Genomic DNA, 20,967 nt, shown 5'->3' with positions numbered 1-20,967 from the left:
CGGCGGCGCTCCTCGATCACCGGTGGATCTAGTTGCCGCCCTCCTTCAGGCCGACCTCGATCGCCTTGTAGTCCTCCCCGCGGATGTCGACCCCGTCGGCCTCGAGGTTCTTCAGCGCCTGGTCGACGTACTCGTTCGTGAACGCCGTGTCCGGCGGGTCGGTCGTGATGACCTGGGCGCCGTCCTGGTTCTTGGTGGCGAGGGCCATCTCGACGGTCGCGTTCCACTGGTCCTCGTTGATGTGGCCGATGCCCGACGTGGACGGCCAGATCAGCTTGTTGATCTCGTTGGCCATCCAGAGCTGGTGGCTCGTGCCGAGCGTCGATCCGGCCTCGGTCACCGCGTCGGCGGCGGCCTGCGGGTCGTCGCGCTGGTCGATCCAGCCGAGGATCGCGCCCTGGATGAGCTTCACCGCGGTGTCCTGGTACTCCGGGTCGTTCTGGAGTCGCTCGGTGTTCGCCCAGATGGCGTCCTGGAGCATCGCCGTGCCGACCTTGTTCCAGTCGATGACCGAGAAGTCCTCGGGCTGGTAGAGCTCGCCGGTCTCGGGGTTCGTCGCCTCGAGCAGCTGCGCGTACTCGTTGTAGGTCATGGCCTGGGCGGCGTCGATCTCGTGGTTCAGCAGTGCGTTCATGTCGAAGTTCTGCTGCACGATCGTGTAGCCCGACGCGTCGGCCTCGGTGAGGCCCGCGAAGAGCTCCCACTCGTTGCCGAAGCCCCAGCTGCCGACCTGCTTGCCCGAGAGGTCCTCGGGGCCCTTGATGCCGCTGTCGGCCCAGGAGACCTGCAGCGTGGCGCTGCGTTCGAAGATCTGGGCGATGTCCGTGATGTTCGCCCCCGCCTCGATCGACGCGAGCGCCTTCGGCACCCACGCGATGGCGAAGTCGACGTCGCCGGCGGCCAGCACGTCCTGCGGCACGATGTCGACCGCGCCGGGGATGATCTCGACGTCGAGGCCGAGGTCCTCCCAGTACCCGTTGGCCTTCGCGAGGTAGTACCCGCCGAACTGGGCCTGCGTCAGCCACTGGAGCTGGAGGGTGACCGGCGTGAGGTCGCCGTTCCCGCCATCGGTGGCCCCGCCGTCGTCGGTGCCCCCGCTGGAGCATCCGGCGAGCACGAGCGCCGTCGCGGCGGCTGCTGCCGCGCCCGCGACGATCCTGTTGCGCTTCATCTGCGTTCCTCTCTTGGTGGTGGTGCTGTGGTGCGGATCCGACCGGCAGGGGTGCCGGTGGCGTGGGCCGGGCGTCGTCGCCCGGCGGGGTCGGGGTCATCGGTGTCGGGAGGCGAGCCTCTCGATCAGGCTGGTGAGGGCGAAGAAGACCAGGCCGAGCAGGATCGCGCCGATGACGAACGCCCAGGCGCGTGCATAGGCGCTGGATGCCGCGGCGGTCGTGATCGCCGAGCCGAGGCCCTGGCGCGGACCGCCGAAGTACTCGGCGACGAGGGCCGAGATCACCGCGAGCGACGAGGCGATCCGCAGGCCCGTGAAGAAGTGCGGAAGGGCGGACGGAATGGTCACCGACCGGGTCTCCTGCCAGTTGCTCGCGGAGTAGGAGCGCATGAGGTCGCGGTGCACCGGCCGCACCTGCCGGAGCCCGCGCAGGGTGTTGAGGAAGACCGGCACGAACGCGGCGATGGACGCGATGATGATGCGCGAGACCTCGGACGTCGACCCGAACATCGTGTACAGCACCGGGGCGACGGCCACGATCGGCACGACCGCGACGGCCGCGACGACGGGCGCGAGCATGCCGTCGATCGCGCGGATGAGCGAGGCGACGATCGCGAGCACGACGCCGATGACCGCGCCGATGACGAGCCCGATGAGCGCGTTGAGCCCGGTGGCGAGCGTCGCCTGCAGCACCTGCGGCGCGTACTGCACGAGCTGCGCCCAGATCGCCGACGGGCTGGCGAGCACGAACGGCGGGATCCCGAGCGAGACCACGACGAGCTCGACGAGCAGCACCAGCACGATGAACAGCGCGACCGGCGGCAGCACCAGGCGGGCGAACCGTCGCCACGGCCCGTCCCGGCCGCGACGGCGCTTCGCCGCAGCCGACGAGGGCGGCGTGAGCTGCGTCGCGATGGCGGCGTCGGGCAGCCCGGTCATCGCACGTCCACCCCTCGCGCGGCTCCGGCCGCCGCGGCCGCCTGGGGACCGTGGAGCGCCTCGCGCACGGCGGTCACGCCGGCGAAGAACGCCGCGTCCTCGCGCAGGTCCTCGCCGCGCTCGGCCGCCTCGCCGAGCCGCACGTCGATCTCGTCGGTGATGCGGCCGGGCCGTGGCGACATGACGACCACGCGGTCCGAGAGGTACACCGCCTCGGGGATCGAGTGCGTCACGAACACGACGGCCGCACCGGTCTCGGCGCGGATGCGGAGGAGCTCGGTCTGCATGCGCTCGCGGGTCATCTCGTCGAGCGCGCCGAACGGCTCGTCCATGAGGAGCAGTCGGGGTCGCTCGGCGAGCGACCGGGCGATCGCGACGCGCTGCTGCATGCCGCCCGAGAGCTGGTCGGGGTAGTGCCGCGCGAAGTCGGTCAGGCCCACGAGCTCGACGAGCTCCGCGACGCGGGCCCTGCGGTCGGCCGAGGAGACTCCGTGCAGCTGCAGCGGCAGTTCGATGTTCGCCGCGACCGAGCGCCACGGCAGGAGGCCCGCCTGCTGGAACGCGATGCCGTACGCCTGGTCGACGCGGGCCTGCCGAGCCGTCCTGCCGAAGACGCGGATGTCGCCCTCGGTCGGCTCGTCGAGGTCGGCGATGAGCCGGAGCAGGGTCGACTTGCCGCAGCCAGAGGGTCCGATGAGCGACACGAACTCGCCGTCGTGCACCGTGAGGTCGATGCCCGTGAGCGCCGTCACCGTTGCGCCCTTCGCGCCGACGAAGATGCGCTCGACGCCGCGGACGACGACGGCCTCGGCCGCGTCGGCCGGCGTCGTCGGGGCGGCGGCGGGCGTCGGGCCGGTGGACGGCTGGGGCGCGGGCGAGCTCATGCGACGGTCTCCTGTCGGCGGAACGGGGTGAGGAAGGCGGCGAGGAGGGCGACGAAGCCGGCGGCCACGAGGCCGAGCAGCACGGCGCCGAGGATCGGCGCCCACGGCTTGGCGGGGTCGCTCGACGCGGCGACGGCGGTCTCGAGGATGAGCCGGCCGATTCCGCCCGAGAACCCGACCGAGATCTCGGCGACGACCGTGCCGACCACGGCGTTGGCGGCGGCGAGCCGCAGGGCGGGGATGAGGAAGGGCACGCTCGCCGGCAGGCGGAGGCGGAACAGCGTGGTCCACCAGCCCGCCGCGTAGCTGCGCATGAGGTCGAGGTGCGCGGCATCCGGACTCTGCAGGCCGCGCAGCGCACCGACGGCGACCGGGAAGAAGGCGAGGTAGCTCGCGATGATGACGACCGACATCCAGCTCTGCCACGAGAAGTCGCCGAACGACAGGCGGGAACCCCAGTTGCGGATGAGCGGCGCGAGCGCGATGAGCGGCACCGTCTGGCTGAGGATGACGAACGGCAGCACCGCCCGCTCCGCGATGCGGAACCCGAGCATGAGCAGCGCCAGCGCGAAGCCGACCACGACCCCGACGAGCCAGCCGAGCGCCGCGACGCCCAGGCTGACGAGCGCCGCGAGGAGCACGACGACCCCGAGCGGCAGCGCGCCCGACGCGCGCGTCACGGGTTCGACCGCGCGCGCCAGCATGTCCCAGGTGTGCGGCATGGCCTGGTCGCTCGTGCGGGGCAGCAGTCGGATTCCGCTGCCGGTCACGCCCTCCTGCGCGCCGACCAGCCAGCCGTCGGCCGGCCCGACGAGCTTGTACAGCTCCCAGAGCGCGGCGAGCGCGAGGATGCCGAGCGCGCCCCAGAGGACGGCGCGCCATCGGCGTGCGCGCCTGGTGGCCGGGGTCGTCGTCGTCATGCCTTCGCCGTGATGTGCTCGGTCATGGCGGGGATCACCGTCTCGCCGTACACGCGCAGCGTCTCCTCCTTGTTGTCGTGCTGGAGGTACCCGGCGAACTGGTCGACGCCGAGCTCCGCGAGCTGCTTGAGCTTGTCGAGGTGCTGGTCGGCGGTGCCGAGGAGGCAGAACCGGTCGATGATCTCGTCGGGCACGAACTCGGTGTGCAGGTTGCCGGCCCGGCCGTGCTCGTTGTAGTCGTAGCCCTCGCGACCCTTGATGTACTCGGTGAGCGCGTCGGGCACCGTGCCGTGCATGCCGTACTTCGCGACGATGTCGGCCACGTGGTTGCCGACCATGCCGCCGAACCAGCGGCACTGGTCGCGCATGTGCGCCCAGTCGTCGCCGATGTAGAACGGCGCGGCCACGCAGAACTTCACCGACATCGGGTCGCGGCCGGCGGCCTCCGCGGCATCCCGCACGTGCTTGATCATCCAGGCGGCGATGTCGACGTCGGCGAGCTGCAGGATGAACCCGTCACCCACCTCGCCGGCGAGCTTCAGCGCCATCGGGCCGTAGGCCGCGACCCACACCTCGAGCTCGGAGCCCCGGCTCCACGGGAACTGGATCGTCGAGCCCTTGTACTCCACCGAGCGCGAGTTGCCGAGCTCGCGGATGACGTGGATCGACTCGCGCAGCTCCGCCATCGTCGTGGGCCGGCCGTTCGTGACCCGCACGGCCGAGTCGCCGCGGCCGATGCCGCACACCGTGCGGTTGCCGAACATCTCGTTCAGGGTCGCGAACACCGACGCCGTGACCGTCCAGTCGCGCGTCGCCGGGTTGGTCACGAACGGGCCGACCTTGATGCGCTGCGTCTGCGCGAGGATCTGGCTGTAGATGACGTAGGGCTCCTGCCAGAGCAGGTGCGAGTCGAACGTCCACACGTGCGAGAAGCCGTGGACCTCCGCGAGCTTCGCGAGCTGGATCGTGCGCGACGCCGGCGGGTTGGTCTGGAGGACCGCTCCGAATTCCATGGTGTTCCCTTCCGGTGGTCGAGGTGCGCCGACGCAGTCGACGCGTCTCGAGACCCGCTGTCAGATCAGGTACTGGCTGAGGCCGCGCTTCAGGTACTTCCCGTCGCCCTTGGCGCCGAGATACTCGTCGCCGTCGACGACGACCCTGCCGCGGGAGAGCACGGTGTCGACGTGGCCGTCGATCTCGTAGCCCTCCCAGGCCGAGTAGTCCATGTTCATGTGGTGCGTCTTCTCGAGGCCGATCGAGGTGTGCCCGTTGGGGTCGTAGACCACGATGTCGGCGTCGGCACCGGGCTGGATGACGCCCTTGGTGCCGTACAGGCCGAACATCCGCGCGGGCGTGGTGCTCGTGAGCTCCACCCAGCGCTCGAGCGTGATCTCGCCGGTGACGACGCCCTGGTACATGAGGTCCATCCGGTGCTCGATCGAGCCGATGCCGTTCGGGATCTTGCGGAAGTCGCCGACCCCGAGCTCCTTCTGGTCCTTCATGCAGAACGGGCAGTGGTCGGTGGAGACCATCTGCAGGTCGTTCGTGCGCAGCGCCTGCCACATCGCGTCCTGGTGGCGCTCCTCGCGCGAGCGCAGCGGCGTGGAGCACACCCACTTCGCACCCTCGAAGTGCCCCCACTGCTCGCTCTCGGCGCCGAGCTGCTCCTCGAGCGAGAGGTAGAGGTACTGCGGGCAGGTCTCGCCGTAGACGTTCTGGCCCTTGTCGCGCGCCCAGGCGAGCTGCTCGACGGCCTGCTTCGCCGACACGTGCACCACGTAGAGCGGGGCGCCCGTGAGCTTCGCGAGCATGATGGCGCGGTGGGTGGCCTCCTCCTCCATCTCCCAGGCGCGGGCGATGCCGTGGTAGTACGGGTCGGTCTTGCCCTGCTCGACGAGCTGAGCCGCGAGCACGTCGATCGCCGGGCCGTTCTCGGCATGCATCATCGTGAGCATGCCCGTGTCGCGCGAGACCTGCATGGCCTTCAGGACCTGCGCGTCGTCCGAGTAGAAGACGCCCGGGTAGGCCATGAAGAGCTTGAAGCTCGACACGCCCTCGTCGGGCAGCCGGCGCATGGCCTCGAGCGACGCCTCGTTCACGTCGCCGACGATCTGGTGGAACCCGTAGTCGATCGCGCAGTTGCCCGCGGCCTTCTCGTGCCACGCGGCGAGGCCGTCCTCGATGCGCTGGCCGTAGGTCTGCACCGCGAAGTCGATGATCGACGTGGTGCCGCCGTGGGCCGCGGCCCGGGTCCCGCTCTCGAAGGTGTCGGATGCCTCGGTGCCGCCGAACGGCAGCTGCATGTGCGTGTGCGCGTCGATGCCGCCGGGGATGACGTACTTGCCCGTCGCGTCGATGACGCGGTCGACGGAGGCCGCGACATCCGTGCCCAGCAGGGTGCTGCCGGGCTCGAGCACGGCCCGGATCGTCTCGCCGTCGACGAGGACGTCGGCGGCGGCGCGCCCCGTGGCGCTCACGACCGTTCCGCCGGTGATGAGGGTGGTGGTCATCGTTGTTCGCTCCCTGAGCTTGTCGACGGGCTACGGCTTGGGGATGGAGGTGTACGAGTCGGGACGGCGATCGCGATAGAACTGCCACGCGTTGCGCACGTCGCGGATCATGTCCATGTCGAGGTCGCGCACCACGACCTCCTCGTCGGTCTCCGAGCCGTAGTCGCCCACGATGTTGCCCTGCGGGTTCACGAACTGGCTCTTGCCGTAGAAGTTCACGGCGAGGTCGCCGTACTCGTTGTCCTCGAGGCCGACGCGGTTGGCCGCGCCGATGAAGTAGCCGTTCGCCGCGGCGGCCGCCGGCTGCTCGATCTCCCACAGCCGGTTCGAGAGGCCGGGCTTCGTCGCGTTCGGGTTGAACACGATCTGCGCGCCGTTGAGGCCGAGCTCGCGCCAGCCCTCGGGGAAGTGCCGGTCGTAGCAGATGTAGACGCCGATCGGGCCGACGGCCGTGTTGAAGACCGGGTACCCGAGGTTGCCGGGGCGGAAGTAGAACTTCTCCCAGAACTTGTCGAGGTTCGGGATGTGGTGCTTGCGGTACGACCCGAGGATCGTGCCGTCGGCGTCGACCACGACCGCGGTGTTGTAGTAGACGCCGGGCTGCTCCTCCTCGTAGATCGGCAGCACCATGACCATGCCGAGCTCCTTCGCGAGCGCGGCGAAGCGCTGCACGATGGGCCCGTCGGCGGGCTCGGCGTAGTCGTAGTACTTCACGTCCTCGGTGATGCCGAAGTAGGGGCCGTAGAAGAGCTCCTGGAAGCAGATGACCTGGGCCCCCTGCTCCTTCGCCTGGCGCGCGAACTGCTCGTGCTTGTCGAGCATGGACTCCTTGTCGCCCGTCCAGGTCGTCTGCGTGATGGCCGCTCGGACGATCGTCATGTTGCCTCCTGAGTCGGTCGGCGCCGTTGCCGTCCGCTCGGTGCTCCTGGCATGGGACTCGTGCGCAGGGGTCACCGGGCGATGCGTCGACGCCGAGGGGTGGTGATGCGAGGGACTGCCGAACGGACCGTGCGACCCGTTCTGTTATTGTTCGGCGTGAACATTTCTCTTATGTTTCACATTGTGACGTTGTGGTTAATCATGATGTCCCTTGCTCCGTGAGGAGGCAATGGTCGTGTCAGGTATTCCTGTGGTGCTCAGATGACCGAGATGCGAGTGGATGCCCCGGCGCTCGTCGCGCTCGCGGACTTCCCCGACACGACTCCCCGCGGCATCGCCGGGGTCATCGCCCGGCTCGTGAACGCCGGCGAGCTCGACGCAGGAGACCGCCTGCCGACCGTCCGCGAGCTCGCGGTCACGCTCGGCGTGAGCCCCGCGACCGTGAGCCAGGCCTGGCAGGCGCTGTCGCGCGCGGGGCTCATCGAGTCGCGCGGCCGGGCCGGGAGCTTCGTGCGCGGCGCGGCATCCGCTCGGCTCGCCCCGCGCATGCGCGGCATGGCGGCGCCCGACGACCCGGTGCGCCTCGACCTCTCGCGCGGCACCCCCGACCCGCTGCTGCTGCCCGCGCTGGGGCCGGCGCTCTCGCGCGTCTCCGTGCGCGCCGAGACCGGCAGCTACCAGGACGAGCCCGTGATCCCGGGGCTCGCGAGCGTGCTCGCGACGTCGTGGCCGTCGCGAGCCGAGGCGATCGTCGTGGTCGACGGCGCGCTCGACGCGATCTCGCGCACGCTCGACCAGGTGGTGCGGTTCGGCGACCGCGTGGTGGTCGAGCACCCGGGGTTCCCGCCGTTCCTCGACCTGCTCGACGCGTTCGGCGCCGAGGCCGTGCCCGTGCGGCTCGACGAGCACGGGATGCTGCCCGAAGCGCTCGCTGCCGCGCTCGCCCGCCGCCCGGCCGCGCTCCTGCTGCAGCCGCGCGCGCAGAACCCGACCGGCGCCTCGATGACGATCGAGCGCGCCGAGGAGCTCGCCCGGGTCATCCGCTCGAGCGACGACGCCGAGGACCTCGTGGTCATCGAGGACGACCACTCGGGCCTCATCTCGACCGAGGGCGACGTGACGCTCGGCACCTGGCTGCCCGACCGCGTCATCCACGTGCGCAGCTTCTCGAAGTCGCACGGCCCCGACCTGCGCATCGCCGCGCTCGGCGGGCCGCGCTCCCTCGTCGAGCGGATCATGGCGCGCCGCATGCTCGGGCCCGGCTGGACGTCGCGCATGCTGCAGACGATCCTGCTCGACCTGCTCACCGACGGCGCCTCGATCGACGCCGTCGCCGAGGCGCGGCGCCAGTACTACACGCGGCAGCGGGCGCTCGGCGACGCGCTCCGCGCCCGAGGCGTGCCGGTCGCGCACGCCGACGGGATCAACCTGTGGATGCCGGTCCTGAGCGAGCGGTCGACGCTCGTGCAGCTGGCGGCGGCGGAGATCCGCGTGGCCGGAGGGACGCCGTTCCTCGCGGCGGCGAACGGGTCGTCGGTCGCGGGGACGACGCGGCGGGCGAGCGAGCGCGAGTTCGTGCGGGTCACCGTCGGCGTCGTGCGCGAGGATGCGGCATCCGTCGCCGACGCGCTCGCGCACGCGGCGCAGCACCTCGTCGCCGGCGGGTACTGACGCAGGTCGGCGGGCCCGCGCCCACGACGGTTCACAGGGCTCGGCTCTGGTCGCTGCGCGTTGCATGCCGAGCACGGCATGTTCGCTCGACCATCGCCCGACACGCCGTCGGATGCTCGAGAGCCGCGCGTTTCTGCGCCGATTTCGTTGCACAACCTTGAGTAATGCGTGAAATATCACTAGGCATGTAACCAAGGGTCGACCGGTCGGTCGACCCCCAGTCGCACCGTCGAGGCTTGTGGCGGTGCCGGAGCGGCGCCGCCCGAGGCGCCCGGGAGAAGGGTGCTATGAGACGCAGGACAACCATGGTCGCCGCGGTGTTCGCCGCCGCCGCGACCCTCATCGCGGGGGTGATCATCGCCTCACCCGCGAACGCGGAGGAGGTGACGCCGCTGCCCGCGCCGAACGTGGTCCCGATCCAGGTGACCGGGCCGGCGACGGACCGACTCAACCTCATCGTGCTGGGCGACGGCTACCAGGCCGACCAGCAGTCGATCTTCCGGGCCGACCTCGACCGGAACCTCTCGGTGCTGTGGGCCACGGAGCCGTTCCGCACGTACCGCGACTACATCAACGTCTACGCCGTCGAGCTGGCGTCGATCGACTACGGCGTGCGCTGCGACCCCGACGGCCGCATCCGGGACGCCGACGGGACGATCCGCGACACCGGCGTGCGCGAGGGCCCGATCAACGAGAAGAACACCGCGCTGCGGATGATCTACCAGAACGGCTGTGCGGACCCGCTCTCCCGCGGCACCGTCTACGGCGGCGCACCGGTGAACTGCCAGGCCGCCGCGCCGTACTACCCCGCAGGCGTGAACCCGTGCGAGACGGGCAACCAGGCGCTCAACCGCATCCTCGACACGTACGTCGCCCCGGTGCTGGGCATCCCGCGCACGTCGCAGAACCTGCAGACGCTCGCGATCTTCAACACGTTCACGTACGGCGGCATCGGCGGCACGCAGGCCACGACCTCCGGCGGCTCGCCGCAGGGGCCGCTGATCTCGCTGCACGAGCTGGGCCACTCGCTCGGCACCCTCGCCGACGAGTACCCGTACTCGTCGCGCGACGTCGTGCGTCCCTGCTACACCGGTGGTGAGCCGAGCAGCTTCCACCACACGACCTACACGTCGACCGACCAGATGATCGCCGACCAGCACAAGTGGTTCCGCTGGATCGGCGAGGAGTCGATCTCGGGCGGCACCATCGGCCTGCACGAGGGCGGCGGCACGTACCCGTGCGGCCAGCGTCGTCCGAGCGAGCACTCGATGATGCGCTGGATCGGCTTCGACCTCGACCAGATCGGCCGAGAGAACATGGTCGCGCGCATCACGGGCATGCGGAACGCCGGCCAGATGAACGTCGACACGAACGCCACGGGCACCGTGCCCGGCGACAGCGTGCTCTGGGCGGAGTCGGGTCACCCCCGGTTCCACGAGCTCCAGTACACCTGGCGCGCGGGTGGGGCATCCGGTGAGGCGCTCGCGACGAACGGCAACCCCTACCTCGACCTCGAGCCGCTCGACCTGCCCGCGGGCACGATCGTGCACCTCGAGGTGCGCGATCCCGTCGGCCCCGACGGCATCGACTGGGTGCGCAACCCGTCGACGAACAACACCGCCTCGAACTCGGGCTTCAACGGTCCGCGCTTCGTGCAGACGCGCGAGTGGACGGTCGGTCCCGACGGTGCCCAGGCATCGGCGCCGCAGGCCGAGATCACCAACGCGACGATCGACGTCCAGCCGGTCGCCGGCGACGAGGTGCTCTTCGTCGAGACGAACCACCCGGCCGACCGCGTGATCGACGTCGCGTGGAGCGTCGACGGGACGGTCGTGCCGAACCCCGGCAACAAGCGCACGCTCGACCTCGGCGCGCTCGGCCTCACGGCCGGCACGCACGAGGTGGTCGCGACCGCGACCGACCCGGCCGACCCGTCGGTGTCGGACTCGCAGACGTGGACCGTCGACAACGTGCTGCCGACCGCGCCCCGCACGCTGAGCGAGCCGCTCGTGAAGCTCACGGGTGGCGACCTCGAGCACCTCGTGTACTTCAACGGGTGGGACATGTGGCTCGAGCCGCAGGACGACACGACCGGATACGAGGGCGAGCGCGCCGTGGTGGGCCAGCTCCGCCTCGACGACGACGGCTGGTTCAACTACTTCGGGTTCCCCGAGCAGCCGATGCCCGAGAGCCCGTTCGAGTTCCGTCACTCGGGCACCGTCGTGAAGGCGCTCACCTACGGCAACCTCGGCACGGGTGGGCTCTCCAAGGCCGCGTTCGAGCAGACGCTGCCCGACGAGCACCCCGCGGGCGGGTTCATCCCCGGATTCGGGACGCACGTCGTCGACCACCGGGCGATCGACCCCGCCGGCAACATCGGCGAGTCCGAGAGCTACCGCACCACGGTGCTCCCGGGCGGCATGCCCGAGTGCGACACGACGCTCACCGGCGCCCAGAACAAGATCACCGTCACGAGCGGCGTCACCTGCGTCGCGGACGCGACGGTGCGCGGTGGGATCACGGTCCGAAACGGCGGCACCGTCGTCGTCACGGACTCGACGATCAACGGCGGACTCACGGCCTCGGCCGCCAAGGCGGTGCAGCTCTTCGGCACGACCGTCCACGGCGCGACGAAGGTGACGGGCACGACGACCGACGTCACGATCGCCGGCGCGTCGTTCACCGGTGACGTCACGTTCACGGGCAACACGCAGGTGAGCGCGAACGAGCGCTTCACGCGGCTCGCGGGCGCGTACGGTCCGGTGTTCGTCGGCAACTCCGTGACGGGCGACCTCGTCTGCACGGGCAACAGTGCGGCGCTGTCGGACTTCGGCGCGGCGAACTCCGTGAAGGGCGCCAAGAGCGGCGACTGCTCGGCGCTCTGACACGACGGCAGCGGGGCGGCGCGCGATGCGCCGCCCCGCTGTCGTGTGTCCGGGCGCGGCATCCGGGCGCGGCATCCGCTCGCTCGCAGCAGCCGCCCGTCAGGCGATCGGCCGCTGTTCAGGCCCGGATATCGGATTCCTGCCTGAATGGGCGACTCCTGCCTGAATCCGGATCGACGTGCGCGCGGTGCGGCGCCGTGGGGTCGCGGCATCCCCTCGACGCGCTGGCGCGCCGCCGGGGCATCCGCTCGCGCTCGTCAGGCCTTCGCGGTGCTCGGCGCCTTCGCGTAGCGGTCGGGGGTGATGGTGAGCTCGGCCTGGCCGCCCGTCATCGAGCGAAGGTCGAGCACGTAGCGGGCGAGCTCGGCCTCGGGCACGGTGGCCACGACGCGGGCGCGTCCGTCCTCGGCGGACTCGGTCGCGCTGACGCGGCCGCGCCGTCCGGAGAGGTCGGTGAGCACCGTGCCCTGCAGGTCGGACGGCACCGTGACCGTCACGAGCGACACCGGCTCGAGCACGACCGTGCCCGCTTCGGCGAGCGCCGCCTTCACGCCCATCGCGGCAGCGGTGCGGAACGCCATCTCCGACGAGTCGACCGAGTGCGACTTGCCGTCGTAGAGCTCGACCCTGACGTCGACGACCGGATGCCCCTGCGGCCCGCCCTGCGCGAGGGCGTCGCGGGCGCCCTTCTCCACCGCCGGGATGTACGCGCGGGGCACCGAGCCGCCGACGACCTTGTCGACGAACTCGAAGCCGTCGCCCGGAGGCAGCGGGGAGACCCGGAGCTGGACGACCGCGAACTGGCCGTGCCCGCCCGACTGCTTCTTGAGCTTGCCCTCGGCGTCCGCCGATCCGGCGATCGTCTCGCGATAGGCGACCGGAGCGGGGCCGGTGGTGACGTTCACGCCGAAGATGCGGGCCAGGCGCTCGACCGCGACCGCGACGTGCGTGTCGCCGAGCCCGCGCAGGATCGTCTGGCCGCCGGCGCGGTCGACCACGAGGGTCGGGTCCTCGGCGAGCAGCCGGCCGAGCGCCGTCGACAGCTTCTCGTCGTCGGACTGCGAGTTGGGCGTGAGGCTCACCGCGAACACCGGGGCACGCAGCGGCAGCTTCGCCGGACGCGCGGTGCCGCTCGAGCGCGCCCAGAGCAGCGAGCCCGACGGCGAGCCCGTGAGCTTGGCGACCGCACCGACTTCGCCGGCGCGGAGCTCGCCGACGGGCAGGTGCTCGGCGCCCCGCAGCCGGAACAGCCCGTGGATGCGCTCGTCGGCGCCGGTCGTGGCGTTGTGGAGCTTGTCGCCCGTGCGCAGCACGCCCGACAGGACCTTGAGCATCGAGATCTGCCCGACGAACGGGTCGGCGACCGTGCGGAACACGTGCACGAGCGTCTCGCCGCCCGCGCTCGTCGCCACCCGGTGCTCGGTGCCCGCGTCCGCGGCGGCGTCGTCGCCGGCCGTCGAGCCGCCGATCATGATGCGGCCGTCGTGGTCGAGCGCCGACGGCGAGAGCGCGCAGAGCAGGTCGGCGAGCCGGTCGACGCCGGTGCCGGTGACGCCGGATGCCACGACCACGGGCACCGCCTCGCCGCTCGCGACCTCCGTGGCGAGCGTCCGCTCGAGGTCCTCGACCGGTGGCTCCTTGCCGTCGAGGTACGCCTCGAGCTGCTCGTCGTCGTGCGAGACGATCTCCTCGGTCACCTCGAGGTGCATCCGGTGCTCCTCGGCCTCCGCCTCGGGCGGCATCGGCTCGTCGTGATGGCGGCCCGAGTCGTCGTAGACGAGGGCGTGCTCGCTCAGCACGTCGGCGATCGCGCGGAACGCCTGCTCCTCGCCGAGCGGCAGCTCGAGCGCCCAGAGCCGGTCGCCGAACGCCGCGTGCAGCTCGCCGAGCACGCGGCGGAAGTCCGCCCGCGCCTTGTCCTCCTGCGTCACGACCACGATGCGCGGCACGCCCGCGGCCTCGGCCGCCGACCAGGCGAACCTCGTGCCCGCCGTGACGCCGTCGACCGCGCTCACGACGATGAGCGCGACATCCGCCACCGCGAGCGCCGTGTCGACGCCGCCGACGAAGTCGGGATGCCCCGGGGTGTCGGCGAGCGTGACCGCGTGCGAGGTGCCGTCTGGGCCGGTCCAGTCGAAGTGCGCAAGCGAGAGCCCGAGGGTCGTGCCTCGCGCGATCTCCTCGGGCTCGTGGTCGCAGACGGTGTTCCCCTGCTCCACCGAGCCTGCTCTGCCGATGGCGCCCGCCCGGAACAGCAGGGCTTCCGCCAGTGTGGTCTTTCCCGAGCCTGCCCCGCCCACGAGGGCGATGGTCCGGTGGGTCGGGGACGATGCAGAGTTCATGGGGCCTCCCGCGCCGGTGCGGATCTGTCCGTCCATCGTGTACCCGTCGGCTCGGGATTTCCAGTGGTCGGCCCACCTAGGCTGGATCCGTGCGGATCACGGTGCTCGCGGGCGGGGTCGGAGGCGCGCGCTACGTGCGCGGCGTGCGCGAGGAGGTCCGACGCCGGTGGCCCGACGCGAGCGGCGGGAGCGACGCCGCCGTCGACGTCGTCGTGAACACCGGCGACGACCTGTGGCTCGCCGGCGTTCGGCTCATGCCCGACTTCGACTCGCTGCTCTACGCGCTCGCGGGCGTCAACGACGCCGAGCGCGGCTGGGGCCGCGCGGGGGAGACCGAGCGCGTCGCCGCCGAGCTGCGTGAGTGGGGTGTCGGCTGGCCGTGGTTCACGCTCGGCGACCTCGACCTCGGCACGCACCTGGCCCGCACCGCGTGGCTGCGCGAGGGACGCACGGTGTCCGAGGTGACCGAGCGCCTGCAGCTGCGCTGGCCGCTGGGCGTGCACCTGCTGCCGGCGACCGACGCCGAGGTCGACACGCACGTGCTCGTGGCCGACCCCGACGAGATCGACGGCGAGCGCGAGCTGCACTTCCAGGAGTGGTGGACGCGGTACCGCGCGAGCCTGCCCGCCATCGCGTTCCGCCAGCGGAACCTCGACGTCGCGCGGCCGGCCCATGGCGTGGTCGAGGCGATCCTCGGTGCCGACGTCGTGCTCGTCGCGCCGTCGAACCCGGTCGTGTCGATCGGCACGATCGTCTCGATCCCGGGCATCCGCGAGGCCATCGCCGAGACGCACGCGCCCGTCGTCGGCGTCTCGCCGATCATCGGCGGCAAGGTCGTGCGCGGCATGGCCGACGCCTGCCTGCCCGCGATCGGCGTCGCCACCACGGCCGAGGCGGTCGGCCGCCACTACGGCGCGCGCAGTGAGGGCGGCCTGCTCGACGGCTGGCTCGTCGACGAGTCGGATGCCGCCGCGGTCGACGCGCTCGCCGGCACCGGGCTCGTCGCGGCATCCGTGCCCCTCTGGATGCGCGACCTCGACACCTCGGCCGCCCTCGCCGGCGCCGCATTCGACCTGGCCGCGCGGATCCGCGAAGCTTAGGGTCGACGGGCGATGCCGCCCGCCATCCGCCGCACTAGGATGGCGACGACCCCTCGGTCTGGATCTGACCGATGCGTGCAGCCCGGGATTGGGCCGCGAGTCGCCGACCTCGTCGGAATCACGCTTGCCTGCCGTCCCGGAGAGTCCATGCCCGCACGCCGTTCCCACACCACTCGCCGCCTCGACCGTCGAGCCCGTGTCGGCGCCGTCGCCGCCGTCGCGGTGGCCGCGCTCGCCCTCACCGGCTGCACGTACGGTCCGTCGAACACCTACGAAGCACCCGACATCGACGCGTACCCGATGACGCTCGACAACTGCGGCACGGTCGTGACGTTCGACCACGAGCCCGAGCGCATCGTCGCGATCAAGTCGTCGACGCTCGAGCTGCTGCTCGCCCTCGGCCTGCAGGACCGCATCGTCGGCACCGCGTTCAGCGACGGGCCCGTGCCCGACGAGTACGCCGCCGCGGCATCCGGCCTCGAGGTGCTCTCCGACAAGGTGCCGTCGCAGGAGGTGACGCTCGCCGCCGAGCCCGACCTGGTCTTCGCGGGCTGGGAGTCGAACCTCTCGGCCGAGGGCGCGGGCGACCGCGCCACGCTCGACCAGCTCGGCGTCGCGACCTACGTCGCACCCTCGGCGTGCAAGGAGGCGGGATACATGCCCGATCCGCTCACGTTCGACGAGGTCTTCGCGGACTTCGAGGAGGCGGGCTCGATCTTCGGCGTCGCGACCGCAGCGGCCGACCTCATCGCGCAGCAGCGCGCCGCGCTCGCGGCGATCACGCCGAGCGACGACGGCCTCCGTGCGCTCTGGTACAGCTCGGGCGACGACATCCCGTACGTCGGCGCGGGCATCGGCGCGCCGCAGATGATCATGGATGCCGCGGGCCTCACCAACGTGGCCGCCGAGGTGCACGACTCCTGGACGTCGATGGGCTGGGAGGCGATCGTCGCCGCGAACCCCGACGTGATCGTGCTCGTGGACGCCCCCTGGAACACTGCCGCGTCGAAGATCGCGAAGCTCGAGGCGAACGCGGCCACGGCCGCGCTGCCCGCCGTGCAGCAGCGGAAGTACCTCGTCGTGGACTTCCCGTCGACCGAGGCCGGCGTGCGCAACGTCGGCGCGGTCGCGTCGCTCGTCGAGCAGCTCGGAGAGCTGGGCTACTGATGCCACGGACCGCCGAGGGTCGGGCCGCGGACGCGCTCCGCGTCCCGGAGACCGCTCCCCCCACGGAATCCGGGTCGGCCGCATGGCCCGCCCGGCCCTCGGCCTCGTTCCATCGTCCGGGAGGCGAGGGCGGCGCGCGCCGCACCCGCACCGGACTCCGCACGGGCGCGTGGGCGGCGGCGCTCGGCGTGCTGCTCGCGGCATCCGTCGTCGTCGCCGTCACCATCGGGCCGGCCGGGCTCAGCCCCGCCGACGTCTGGGCGAGCGTGTTCGCGCACCTCGGCATCGGCGAGCCGACGCTGTCGCCGCTGCGCGACGGCATCGTGTGGCAGCTGCGGATGCCGCGGGTGCTCACGGCCGCGGCGGTCGGCGCGGGCCTCGCCCTCTGCGGCGCGGTCATGCAGGCCCTGACGCGCAACCCGCTCGCCGACCCGTACCTGCTCGGCCTCTCGTCGGGCGCGTCGGTGGGCGCGGTGCTCGTCATCGTGCTCGGCATCGGGCTCGTCCTGCCGCTCGCGGCCTTCGGGGGCGCCCTCGTCGCGCTCGTCGCGACCCTCGCGCTGGCGGGAGCGGGCTGGGGCGCAGGAGCGGGCGGCCGGGCCGGCAGCGGCGGCTCCCTGACCCCGACGCGCACCGTGCTCGCGGGCCTCGCCGTGTCGGCCGTCTTCGGCGCCGTCACGAGCCTGGTCATCTTCTGGAGCGCAACGGGCGACAGCTACCGCGAGATCCTCAATTGGCTGCTCGGCTCGCTCGCCGGCACCGACTGGACCTCGGTGGCGATCGCCGGCGGCGCGATGCTCCTCGTCGGCCTCCCGCTCATCGCGAGTGCCCGCACGCTCGACGCGTTCGCGTTCGGCGATACGGCGGCGGCCGCCCTCGGCGTGCACGTCGGCCGCAGCCGGGCCCTGCTGCTCGGCGGCACCGCACTGCTCACGGGAGCGCTCGTCGCGGTGAGCGGGGCGATCGGCTTCGTCGGGCTGATCCTCCCGCACGCCGTGCGGTTCCTCGTGGGCTCGCGGCATCGCGCGCTGCTCCCGCTCTCGGCGCTCGCCGGCGCGATCTTCCTCGTCTGGGCCGACACGGGGGCGCGCACGCTCTTCGATCCGCGCGAGCTGCCGGTCGGCATCCTCACCGCCCTCATCGGCGGGCCGGTCTTCGCCGTGCTCATGCTCCGCAACCGGAGGCTGGCATGATGCCCCGCAGGATCCGTCGCGACCGGAGGCCGGCATGACCGATCCGGCGGACCACCGCGAGCTGCACGCCGACCGCGTGCGCTTCACGCGCGGACGCCGGCTCATCATCGACGACGTCGACTGCACCGTGCCGGGCGGGTCGGTCGGCGCGCTGCTCGGCCCCAACGGGGCAGGCAAGAGCACGCTCCTGCACCTCATCGCCGGCGTCGACCACGCGGATGCCGGCGCAGCGCGCCTCGGCGACCGCGACCTCGCCGCGCTGCGGCGTCGCGACCGTGCCCGGCTGGTCGCCCTCGCCGAGCAGGAGGTGCAGGATGCCCCGGGCCTCCGGGTCGCGGAGGTCGTCGCGCTCGGCCGCACCCCCTACCTCGGCGCGTTCGCCGGCCCTGACGACCGGGACCGGCTCGTCGTGCGCCGGACCCTCGACGACCTCGGACTCGTGGGACTGGCCGACCGCGACTACGCCACGCTCTCAGGCGGCGAGCGGCAGCGCGTGAACCTGGCCCGCGCAATCGCGCAGGAACCCGAGCTGCTGCTGCTCGACGAGCCGACGAACCACCTCGACGTGCACGCGCAGCTCACCACGCTCGGGCTGCTGCGCTCGCTGGCACGCGACGGGCTCACGGTGCTCGCGGCCCTGCACGACCTCTCGCTCGCGGCGGGCTACGCCGACCACGTCGTCGTGCTGGCCGAGGGGCGCGTGCGCGCGGCGGGCGCCCCGGGCGCGGTGCTCACGCCCGCCCTCATCCGCGAGGTCTGGGGCGTGGAGGCGACCGTGCTCGAGCACCCGGCGACCGGCCGCCCGCTCATCGCGTACTCGGAGGTCGCCGAGCGTGCGTCCGTCGCACCCGACCGGCACGGGGCATCCGCTCGGGCGTAGCCTTGACCGCATGGACACCGACGCCATGAACGAGGTGACCGACCGGCAGCTGCTGCTCGACTGGATCGCCGACGAGTTCCTCCACAACTCGTGGGCGGGCCGACGGCTCGTCGCGGTCGAGGGAGCGACGACGGGGCCGGCGGCACGCTTCGCCGACGACCTGGCCGGCGTGCTGTCGGCCCGCGGGCAGGTCGTGGTGCGCCGGTCGCTGGGCGAGGTCGATGAGCCGACGCTGCGGCGCGAGACGATCGAGCCGTTCCGGGCGGGCACGCTCGAGGGCGCCGAGGGCGCCGACACCGTGCTCGTCGTCGACGGCATGCGGCTGCTCAACGACTCGGTGCGCGGCATCTGGCACTTCTCGGTCTGGACGCTCGTCGGCGAGGAACTTCCGCACTCGGGCGCGAACGTCATCGTCGACGACACCGACGAGTCCCGGCCGATGCGGTACTTCTACGACTACTGCAAGCTGCCGCCGAGCTTCGGCGAGCGCCGGGAGGCTACGACAGCACGTCCTTCGTGAGGAACCGCCCGACGGCGAGCGCCCCGAACACGACGAGGTAGCCCGCCTGGAGCAGGGCGTTGTCGACGAACGAATCCCACACCATGGGCTCGCGGAGCAGGTCGGCGAAGCCCAGCCAGTAGTGCGTGAACAGCCACGGATGCAGCCACTCCAGCTGCGGCAGCACGTCGAGGATCTGCGACACCACCGCGAGGATCGCCGTGGCCGCCATGGCGCCGACGGGCACGGTCGTGAGCGAGGAGAGGAAGAGCCCGATCGCGGACATGCCGAGCAGCGAGACCGTGACGTAGGCGGCGATCGCGAGGAAGCGCACCAGGGACTCGCCGACGGTCACCGTCGCGCCCGAGAGCAGCGTCACGGGCCCGATCGGGAACAGCAGCCAGCCGACGAGCGTCCCGACCACGACCACGGTCAGCGTCGCGGCCGCGCAGAACGCGGCGGCGGCGAGGTACTTCACGAGCAGCAGCCGCACGCGTCCGGCCGGCGCGATGAGCAGGTACCGCAGGGTGCCGTGGCTCGCCTCGCCGGCGATCGTGTCGCCCGAGACGACGCCGATCGTGAGCGGCAGGAACAGGGGGATCGCCACGATGAGCGAGGTCATGCCGACGAACAGCCCGTTGTTCGTGATCTCGCTGAGGAACGCCGGGCCGCGACCGTTCGGCGCCGGGCCGGCGATGATGAGCGCCACGCCGATGAGCACCGGGATGGCCGCGAGCGCCGCGAGCATCGCCCAGGTTCGCAGCCGACGGAAGAGCGTGAGCAGCTCGGAGCCGAGCAGCCAGAACGTGCCGCCGCCCGAGGGTCGGGCGGGCACGGCGTCGTCGACCGCGGTGTCCAGAGCCGGTCGAGCGGATGCCGCGGCGACGCGCTCCTCGACCCGCTCGGCGGATGCGCCGGCCCCCGCCTCCGCCTCACTGGACAACGTCGAACCCCTCCCCCGTGAGCTCCACGAACCGCTGCTCGAGGCTCGCGTGCACGGTCTCGAAGCCGCGCACCCGCACGCCGGCGCGCACGAGCGCGGCGACGACCGCCTCGGGCGCAGTGCCGCCGAGCCGCGCGGTCACGGCGCCGTCGGGATCGCTTTCGGCGGGGGCTCCAGAACCGACCTCGGCGTCGGCCGAGACGTCGACCGCCCCCTCGCCCAACGCCCGGGCCAGGACCTCGCGGGCCGCCGCCACGTCGGGCGTGCGCACCCGCACCCGGGCCTCGCCCTCGTCGCGGAAGTCGTCGAGCGTGCCCTGCGCGACGAGCCGGCCCGCGCTCATCACGCCGACGTGCGTGCAGACCTGCTCGACCTCGGCGAGGAGGTGGCTCGACACGAACACCGTCGTGCCGTCGTCGGCGAACGAGCGGATGAGCGCGCGCACCTCGCGCGTGCCCTGCGGGTCGAGTCCGTTCGTCGGCTCGTCGAGCACGAGCAGCTCGCGCCGCATGAGCAGCGCGTTCGCGATGCCGAGGCGCTGCTTCATCCCGAGCGAGTACGCGTGCACCCGCTTGCGCGCGGCGTGCGAGAGGCCGACGCGGTCGAGCGCCTCGGCCACGCGCTGGTCGCGGCTGCGCCGCGGTGCGTGCCGGTCGGCCGCGTCGAACCGCCGCAGGTTCGCCGCGCCCGACAGGTACGGCGAGAACGCCGGTCCCTCGACCAGCGCACCGACCCGCGGCAGCACCGAGTCGACGTGGCGGGGCATGGCGGCGCCCAGCACGCGCGCGTCGCCGGCGTTCGCCGCGACGAGGCCGAGCAGCATCCGGATCGTGGTGGTCTTGCCCGAGCCGTTCGGCCCCAGGAAGCCGAACACCGAGCCGCGCGGCACCGCCAGGTCGATGCCGTCGACGGCCACCTGCGAGCGGAAGCGCTTGGTGAGGCCGTGCGTCTCGATGGCGAGCTCGGACGTCGGCGCGGCCACGC

Annotated in this window: 17 protein-coding genes; 7 read left to right on the top strand and 10 right to left on the bottom strand. The window is 72.1% G+C overall.

The features are described 5' to 3' along the window. Positions 1–28: 28 nt before the first annotated feature. From ACWGO8_RS09195 to ACWGO8_RS09165, 7 genes are all read right to left on the bottom strand, one after another. Positions 29–1,171, bottom strand: coding sequence for an ABC transporter substrate-binding protein (locus ACWGO8_RS09195; RefSeq protein ID WP_452042765.1), 1,143 nt, complete (start codon positions 1,169–1,171; stop codon positions 29–31). A gap of 96 nt (positions 1,172–1,267) precedes the next feature. Then, positions 1,268–2,110, bottom strand: coding sequence for an ABC transporter permease (locus ACWGO8_RS09190; protein WP_452042764.1), 843 nt, complete (start codon positions 2,108–2,110; stop codon positions 1,268–1,270). Continuing rightward, positions 2,107–2,994, bottom strand: a complete 888-nt coding sequence (locus ACWGO8_RS09185) for an ABC transporter ATP-binding protein (protein WP_452042763.1) — start codon at positions 2,992–2,994, stop codon at positions 2,107–2,109. The genes ACWGO8_RS09190 and ACWGO8_RS09185 overlap by 4 nt, the downstream gene beginning before the upstream one ends. Further along, complete coding sequence (locus ACWGO8_RS09180; protein WP_376953165.1) at positions 2,991–3,914, bottom strand: ABC transporter permease; 924 nt, start codon at positions 3,912–3,914, stop codon at positions 2,991–2,993. Before ACWGO8_RS09180 ends, ACWGO8_RS09185 begins: the two co-directional genes overlap by 4 nt. Further along, positions 3,911–4,927 (bottom strand): TIGR03842 family LLM class F420-dependent oxidoreductase, encoded by a 1,017-nt coding sequence (locus ACWGO8_RS09175; RefSeq protein ID WP_452042762.1) that lies wholly within the window; start codon positions 4,925–4,927, stop codon positions 3,911–3,913. The genes ACWGO8_RS09180 and ACWGO8_RS09175 overlap by 4 nt, the downstream gene beginning before the upstream one ends. Positions 4,928–4,987: 60 nt before the next feature. Beyond that, positions 4,988–6,424 carry a dihydropyrimidinase gene (gene hydA / locus ACWGO8_RS09170; protein ID WP_452042761.1) on the bottom strand — a complete coding sequence of 479 codons (1,437 nt, stop codon included), beginning with the start codon at positions 6,422–6,424 and terminating at the stop codon, positions 4,988–4,990. Positions 6,425–6,454: 30 nt separating this feature from the next. Continuing rightward, positions 6,455–7,303, bottom strand: coding sequence for a nitrilase-related carbon-nitrogen hydrolase (locus ACWGO8_RS09165; protein WP_452042760.1), 849 nt, complete (start codon positions 7,301–7,303; stop codon positions 6,455–6,457). 261 nt (positions 7,304–7,564) lie between these two features. Here ACWGO8_RS09165 and ACWGO8_RS09160 point away from each other — a divergent pair, with 261 nt between their 5' ends. Together ACWGO8_RS09160 and ACWGO8_RS09155 are read left to right on the top strand one after the other, a co-directional pair. Continuing rightward, complete coding sequence (locus ACWGO8_RS09160) at positions 7,565–8,974, top strand: aminotransferase-like domain-containing protein (protein ID WP_452042759.1); 1,410 nt, start codon at positions 7,565–7,567, stop codon at positions 8,972–8,974. Between the two features lie 287 nt (positions 8,975–9,261). After that, positions 9,262–11,859, top strand: coding sequence for a M64 family metallopeptidase (locus ACWGO8_RS09155; RefSeq protein WP_452042758.1), 2,598 nt, complete (start codon positions 9,262–9,264; stop codon positions 11,857–11,859). Positions 11,860–12,116: 257 nt separating this feature from the next. Here the strand turns inward: ACWGO8_RS09155 and ACWGO8_RS09150 are convergent, their stop codons facing one another. Further along, a complete protein-coding gene (locus ACWGO8_RS09150) occupies positions 12,117–14,201 on the bottom strand; it encodes an elongation factor G (protein WP_452042757.1) in 2,085 nt (694 codons plus the stop codon). A gap of 89 nt (positions 14,202–14,290) precedes the next feature. On the opposite strand from ACWGO8_RS09150, the gene cofD reads away from it, so the two are divergent. The 5 genes from cofD (at position 14,291) to ACWGO8_RS09125 (ending at position 19,061) form a co-directional block, all read left to right on the top strand. Beyond that, on the top strand, positions 14,291–15,301 hold the full coding sequence (gene cofD, locus ACWGO8_RS09145; protein ID WP_452042756.1) for a 2-phospho-L-lactate transferase: 1,011 nt from the start codon (positions 14,291–14,293) through the stop codon (positions 15,299–15,301). 147 nt (positions 15,302–15,448) lie between these two features. Further along, on the top strand, positions 15,449–16,468 hold the full coding sequence (locus ACWGO8_RS09140; protein ID WP_452042755.1) for a putative F420-0 ABC transporter substrate-binding protein: 1,020 nt from the start codon (positions 15,449–15,451) through the stop codon (positions 16,466–16,468). Beyond that, the gene (locus ACWGO8_RS09135) at positions 16,468–17,661 is read left to right on the top strand and encodes a putative F420-0 ABC transporter permease subunit (protein ID WP_452042754.1); all 1,194 of its coding nucleotides are present in this window, start codon (positions 16,468–16,470) and stop codon (positions 17,659–17,661) included. The genes ACWGO8_RS09140 and ACWGO8_RS09135 overlap by 1 nt, the downstream gene beginning before the upstream one ends. Before the next feature lie 34 nt (positions 17,662–17,695). Next, positions 17,696–18,541 (top strand): ABC transporter ATP-binding protein, encoded by an 846-nt coding sequence (locus tag ACWGO8_RS09130; protein WP_452042753.1) that lies wholly within the window; start codon positions 17,696–17,698, stop codon positions 18,539–18,541. 10 nt (positions 18,542–18,551) lie between these two features. After that, positions 18,552–19,061 carry a hypothetical protein gene (locus tag ACWGO8_RS09125; RefSeq protein ID WP_452042752.1) on the top strand — a complete coding sequence of 170 codons (510 nt, stop codon included), beginning with the start codon at positions 18,552–18,554 and terminating at the stop codon, positions 19,059–19,061. Here the strand turns inward: ACWGO8_RS09125 and ACWGO8_RS09120 are convergent. Both ACWGO8_RS09120 and ACWGO8_RS09115 read right to left on the bottom strand, forming a co-directional pair. Next, a complete protein-coding gene (locus ACWGO8_RS09120) occupies positions 19,039–19,788 on the bottom strand; it encodes an ABC transporter permease (protein ID WP_452043540.1) in 750 nt (249 codons plus the stop codon). The genes ACWGO8_RS09125 and ACWGO8_RS09120 overlap by 23 nt on opposite strands. 184 nt (positions 19,789–19,972) lie before the next feature. Beyond that, entirely contained in the window at positions 19,973–20,965 is a 993-nt protein-coding gene (locus tag ACWGO8_RS09115; RefSeq protein ID WP_452042751.1) for an ABC transporter ATP-binding protein, read from the bottom strand. Positions 20,966–20,967 lie beyond the last annotated feature (2 nt).

It is taken from the genome of Agromyces sp. NPDC055661, from assembly GCF_053618135.1.
Note: the sequence above shows the minus strand (reverse complement) of the source record. Positions and strands in the feature narration are given on the sequence as shown.

Bases quoted from the DNA above. Each gene is read 5' to 3' on its own strand.
- ACWGO8_RS09195 (WP_452042765.1), bottom strand. From the start codon at position 1,171: ATGAAGCGCAACAGGATCGTCGCGGGCGCGGCAGCAGCCGCCGCGACG.
- ACWGO8_RS09190 (WP_452042764.1), bottom strand. From the start codon at position 2,110: ATGACCGGGCTGCCCGACGCCGCCATCGCGACGCAGCTCACGCCGCCC.
- ACWGO8_RS09185 (WP_452042763.1), bottom strand. From the start codon at position 2,994: ATGAGCTCGCCCGCGCCCCAGCCGTCCACCGGCCCGACGCCCGCCGCC.
- ACWGO8_RS09180 (WP_376953165.1), bottom strand. From the start codon at position 3,914: ATGACGACGACGACCCCGGCCACCAGGCGCGCACGCCGATGGCGCGCC.
- ACWGO8_RS09175 (WP_452042762.1), bottom strand. From the start codon at position 4,927: ATGGAATTCGGAGCGGTCCTCCAGACCAACCCGCCGGCGTCGCGCACG.
- hydA (WP_452042761.1), bottom strand. From the start codon at position 6,424: ATGACCACCACCCTCATCACCGGCGGAACGGTCGTGAGCGCCACGGGG.
- ACWGO8_RS09165 (WP_452042760.1), bottom strand. From the start codon at position 7,303: ATGACGATCGTCCGAGCGGCCATCACGCAGACGACCTGGACGGGCGAC.
- ACWGO8_RS09160 (WP_452042759.1), top strand. From the start codon at position 7,565: ATGACCGAGATGCGAGTGGATGCCCCGGCGCTCGTCGCGCTCGCGGAC.
- ACWGO8_RS09155 (WP_452042758.1), top strand. From the start codon at position 9,262: ATGAGACGCAGGACAACCATGGTCGCCGCGGTGTTCGCCGCCGCCGCG.
- ACWGO8_RS09150 (WP_452042757.1), bottom strand. From the start codon at position 14,201: ATGAACTCTGCATCGTCCCCGACCCACCGGACCATCGCCCTCGTGGGC.
- ACWGO8_RS09140 (WP_452042755.1), top strand. From the start codon at position 15,449: ATGCCCGCACGCCGTTCCCACACCACTCGCCGCCTCGACCGTCGAGCC.
- ACWGO8_RS09135 (WP_452042754.1), top strand. From the start codon at position 16,468: ATGCCACGGACCGCCGAGGGTCGGGCCGCGGACGCGCTCCGCGTCCCG.
- ACWGO8_RS09130 (WP_452042753.1), top strand. From the start codon at position 17,696: ATGACCGATCCGGCGGACCACCGCGAGCTGCACGCCGACCGCGTGCGC.
- ACWGO8_RS09125 (WP_452042752.1), top strand. From the start codon at position 18,552: ATGGACACCGACGCCATGAACGAGGTGACCGACCGGCAGCTGCTGCTC.
- ACWGO8_RS09120 (WP_452043540.1), bottom strand. From the start codon at position 19,788: ATGCTCGCGGCGCTCGCGGCCATCCCGGTGCTCATCGGCGTGGCGCTC.